Annotated in this window: 3 protein-coding genes and 1 pseudogene; all 4 read left to right on the plus strand. The window is 62.2% G+C overall.

Annotation, left to right across the window (positions count from 1 at the left end; genetic code table 11):
* The coding region (locus FEM54_RS24235; RefSeq protein WP_138453417.1) for an alkaline phosphatase family protein at window positions 1–1161 on the plus strand (1161 nt) is incomplete at its 5' end.
* Entirely contained in the window at window positions 1140–2279 is a 1140-nt protein-coding gene (locus FEM54_RS24240; protein WP_138453418.1) for a hypothetical protein, read from the plus strand. The genes FEM54_RS24235 and FEM54_RS24240, both read left to right, overlap by 22 nt.
* A gap of 10 nt (window positions 2280–2289) precedes the next feature.
* Window positions 2290–4653: a hypothetical protein gene (locus FEM54_RS24245; RefSeq protein WP_138453419.1), complete on the plus strand. Its 2364-nt coding sequence runs from the start codon at window positions 2290–2292 to the stop codon at window positions 4651–4653.
* 59 nt (window positions 4654–4712) lie between these two features.
* Window positions 4713–5052: pseudogene (locus FEM54_RS24250) on the plus strand (hypothetical protein); the annotation flags it as partial.

Below are 5052 nucleotides of genomic sequence, written 5' to 3' on the forward strand. Positions count from 1 at the left end.
GTCTGGCACACCCTCAAGCGTGAAATGCCGGGCTTTCGCTGCAGCCAGTTGTTCTGGTGGTACAACATGTACGCCGATGTGGACGCCTCCATCACACCGCGCCCGCATTACCCGGCCGATGGGCGCAAGCAATTTGGCCTGTATTCGTCGCCGCCCGGTTTGCATGAGCAGATCGAGGCGCAGATTGGCGAGTTCCCGTTCCATGGTTTTTGGGGGCCGGCGGCGGGCATCGCGTCGAGCCGCTGGATTGTCGAGTGCGCCATGGCCGAGTTCCAGATCAGCCGGCCGCACCTGCAATTGATCTACCTGCCGCACCTTGATTACAGCTTGCAGCGCGTGGGGCCTGAGCACCCGTCGATTGCTGATGAAGTGCGCGCCATCGACCACGAAGTCGGGCGTTTGCTGGCCTTCGCCGAGGCCCAGGGTGCGGCGGTGATGCTGCTGTCTGAGTACGGCATCGAAGCCGTCGCGCAGTCGGTGTCGATCAACCGCGTGCTGCGCGCCGAAGGCCTGTTGCAGGTGCGCCAATCCTTGAGCTGGGAACTGCTCGACCCCGGCGCCAGCGCAGCGTTTGCGGTGGCGGACCATCAGGTCGCGCATGTCTACGTAAAGCACGCGCAAGACATCCCGCGGGTCAAAGCCCTGTTGCAGCGCCAGCCCGGCATCGAGCAGGTGCTGGACAAAGCCGAACAACGCGTTTGGCAGCTCGACCATCCACGCAGCGGCGAGCTGGTGGCCGTGGCCGCCGCCGGGTTCTGGTTCGATTACTACTACTGGCTGGACGAACGCAAAGCGCCGGATTTTGCGCGCACCGTGGACATTCACCGCAAGCCCGGCTACGACCCGGTCGAGTTGTTTATCGACCCGGCCATTCGCTTGCCCAAGCTCAAAGTGGCGCGCCGCCTGCTGCAAAAAAAGCTCGGTTTTCGCTACTACATGGACCTGATCCCACTGGACACAGGGTTAGTCCGTGGCAGCCATGGTCGTCTGCCCAGCAGTGCGCAGACCGGCCCGCTGCTGATCACCAATTGCGACCTGGCGTTGCCGCAGCAACTGGCGGCGACGGCAGTCAAGCAACTGCTCCTGGAGCACTTCCTGGGGCGCCCTCACCTCGAACTGGCGAATGCCAAGGAGCTTTCATGCGGCGAGCCTTATCTATAACGGTCCTGAGCGCACTGGCCGGATTGGCCCAGGCACAGGGCACCAACCCCTTCGATTGCAGCAACTTTCTGCAGTTTGGAGGCAATCTCGACGCCACCCGGGCCGCCTTCACCCAAGGCCCCGACACCCTCGCCTGGAACTGGTTTGCCTGCCTGAACCAGCCTGCCGGCGCACAAAGCCCTGACCGGGTCTGGGAAACCCTCAAACCGTCGGACCAGGTCTACCTGCCTAACGGCGCCCAACCGCTGCCCTATGGCCAAAGCGTGCCGCCACCCGCCGCCGTGCTGACCCAGGCCCAGGCGATGGGCATGAACCCCAACCGCATCTTGCATAACCTCAACGCCACGCAACAGGTGGACGGGTTGATCCTGCAAATGGGCGGCCAGGTGCCGGCAGCCGAGAAAGGCCAGCCGGTGCGCTTCCAACTGCTGATGGGCCAGGACACGTTCGAGTACATCGTGCAGCAAAAGGTCTACAACGTGAACGGCCAGGCCGCACTCACCAACGACCTGAACTTCCCCTCCACCGCCTGGGAGCTGAAAGCCGCGTGGTTGTGGATCGGTAACGACACGGCATACCAGCAACAACTGGCCAGCCAGGGTTACTACATTGCCCAGGCCTACTACCAGCAGGGCAAGCAGTATCAGGTTGGCTATGCGGCGCTGAGCGGCTTGCATGTGATCAACAAGCTGAACCCCGATTGGGTGTGGACCACCTTCGAAAACCGTAACAACAGCCAGTACACGGTGACCAACGCCGCACCCGCTGCGCCGATGACCAACAGCACCGGGCCAACAGCGGCGGCGCAGCCGGTGAACGCCACCTTCCAGGCTCAATACCCGGCGTTGGCGCAGTACGAGCTGATAGGCGTGCAATCCAACACCACACCAACGTTACTGGCCAACTCCCAGCTGGAATCGGCGTTCCAAAGTGAATCTTCATGCTTTGCCTGCCATGGCACCGCGGCCTATTCGCCCAAGCAGGGCTACTTCAATTTCGCCTTGAACAAAGACGGCGGCATCGTCTACCCCACCGCGCCGTTGCCCGCCTCCGACTTTGTCGGTTACCACAAACTGGACTTTGTCTGGTCGCTCAAACGCGCCCAGTGGCAACGTTAAGGAGCCTCACATGAGCGTCTTGAATTTCCCGCGTATCTACCTGGGCGGCCATATGTTCTGGAACCCGCCGACGGCCAACAACAACGACATGTACCCGCTGTACGATGCGGTAAAAATGCAGATGAACTGGCCGTTCTTGAAGGCCTTCGACATCACGCCACTGAATGCCGCCAGCACCTTGCTGCCCTGGACCATCGCCCCGCTGCCGCCCGCCAGCGTGCCCGACTACGTGATGCAGGTGCCAGGCAATGCCGGGCAGTTGACCACGCCGATGATCCCTGGCGAGTGGAACCTGTTCGGCGACAATGCCTGCGGCACCGTGAGCTACAACCAGACCCAGTCGGTGATCACCGGCGGCGAGTTGCCCGGCGGTGGCTATGTGGACCAGGACCCGCTGATCAACCAGAGCTTCCAGTTGCTCGGCAACCCCTTCGGTGGTGCCCCCAGCTCGCCGGCGCGCTTTGTCGACGTGAGCCCCTGGCAGAACACTTTCACCGCGCTGTACTTCGACAAGCTGGTGCTGGGCAACGCCGAGTGCGGCCTGACGCTCAATCGCCAGTTCCGCATGCTCGACCGTTTCCTCAACTTCAACTGGGCCAACCTCGGTGGCCTGGCCTACGTGACCACCACCTGGCAAACCTGTTTCCCCAAAGAGAACCTGGAATGGGTGATCGGCAATTCCGCCTTGCTGCAAAACCTGCAGACCCAGATGGCGCAGCAAAATGCCAAGGGCTTGATGTTCCGTTTTTCGACCTACCTGACGTGCTACGACAAGAACGGCATCCTCAACAACTACCCGCCGATCGACACCCACTCCTCCAGCGCGGCGGCCCAGGCCCAGGTGCAGGCCATGTACCAACAGGGGCTGGATAACGTCGGCGATATCTTCTTCAACCCGGCCTATAGCCGCACGGTCGGCACCCTGGGCCTGTGGCTCGACGATGAGTTCCCCACCGCCCCCGCCGGCCGGCGCCTGGTGCCGGCCGGTGCAGTGCCCATCTACAAGACCTCGCCGGGCACGGCCACCCAGGCGCAGCTCGGGGTGATCTCGGCGCAGGCCCACGACAACACACTGTCGCTGGACCTGGGCAATGCCTTCCCGTTCTACCCGATCGACAAGACGGCCGACATCCCGGTCGCGGCCAAATTCCAGGCCGGCAATTACCAGATCGGCATCCGCCAGGGCACGCAATTCAGCCCGCTGGCCAGTTTTGGTTATGACGATTATCAACAGGCGGCCTTCGACAAACGCTCGGGCATCCTCGACCTGCCGCTGGGCGTGGACGCCCAGGCACTCCTGCAAACCGGCACCCTGGAACTGCAACAGCCCGGCACCACGCCCGTGATCGCCGCGACCCAGCAGATGTGGACCGCCGAAGTCGTCGAGAGCGCGAGCTTTATCGACGTGGGCGACACCAAAACCCTGCAGGTGATGGTGCAATACGACGGCCTGCCCGCGCCTGCCGGCACCACGTTGTGGGTGGCCGAATACGGCAATGCCTACATGCTGTGTACCACCGACTATTACCTGGCCTTCAGCAACGCGGCGAACTTCACGCTGTTCAACAACGACCCGGCCAACCCGGCCAATAACAGCGCCAATTGGCCGCAATTTCAAGGCGCAACCACGCTGCGCAGCCACGTGACCGAGGGCACCGGCCGCCAATTGATGGCCACGCGGCTGGCGGTGTCAGCCGATCAAATGACGCCGGTGACCTACCAGGAATTTTTACCGACGCCTGCCGCCGTCGCCTTAAGCCCGACGCTCACGTTCGCCAACCCGATCGCCATGCAAGGCACCTTGCAAGACCCGCTCAACAGTACGGTGCAATACAGCCTGGCGAAGATCCAGACCGACGCCAACGGCATCGCCAACCTGACCGTCACCGCCCAGGCGCCGGGTTTTCCGACCTTGCGTTTCTTTGTGCAGGAAGGTCAGCAGGCACCGGCGATCCCGTTCAGCTTCCCGCTGCCCACGGCCTTCACCGACTTCCTCGCGCCGCTGCGGGTGCTGCCGCTGGAACCGCAGTTGCAACAGAACTTCGTCAACGCCTGGAACCTGATTTATCAGCGCGCAGATGCCGGCCAACTCATTTGGGAGACCTTCATCTACCCCTTCATCCTGCAGCCGTTTTATTACCTGTACCCGATCATGAGCAAGTTCATGCCGCTCAACTCCTTGTCGCGCATTGAGGGCGCGGTGGACCAACTGATTGTGTTGATCAGCAAGCCCTATCAGGAAGAAAGCACCCTGGCGATGCCCATTACGCGAGACATGCCGCAAAGCCGTCGAGCCGTACTGGAGTTGTGGGCGCAAGCCTTGGTGAAACGCAACTACCCGCCCGTGCAATTGAGCATGAGCGACTACCACTAAGCCACACGCAGGAGCGCCGGGTGGCCTGACGGCTGCCCGGCACCCCACAGGAGTGTCCTATGAACACCAGCCTTTTGAGCCGACTGTTGCTGCTGCTTGTGCTGCTCAGCCCCGCCGCGTTTGCCGCCGACGACAGCGGCGCCGTGTACTTCACCAATGGTGTACACAACAGCGAAGGGTGCAACGCGCAGAACGGCAACTGCATCGCCAAACGCGCGCCAGGCGAGCCGTCCGATCCGTTTTTTCCGGCGCAATGGATCAGCGACTGGACGATGTACCGGGTCATGAACAACTACGCGAAAAACCCGCCGCCCTATAGCAATCCACCCTCGACCCTCACACCTGCCGACTACACGGTCTCGCGCGGGACGAGCTACTACGACACCACGTATATCCCGC

It is taken from the genome of Pseudomonas edaphica (genome assembly GCF_005863185.1).
GTDB classification, from domain to species: Bacteria; Pseudomonadota; Gammaproteobacteria; order Pseudomonadales; family Pseudomonadaceae; genus Aquipseudomonas; species Aquipseudomonas edaphica.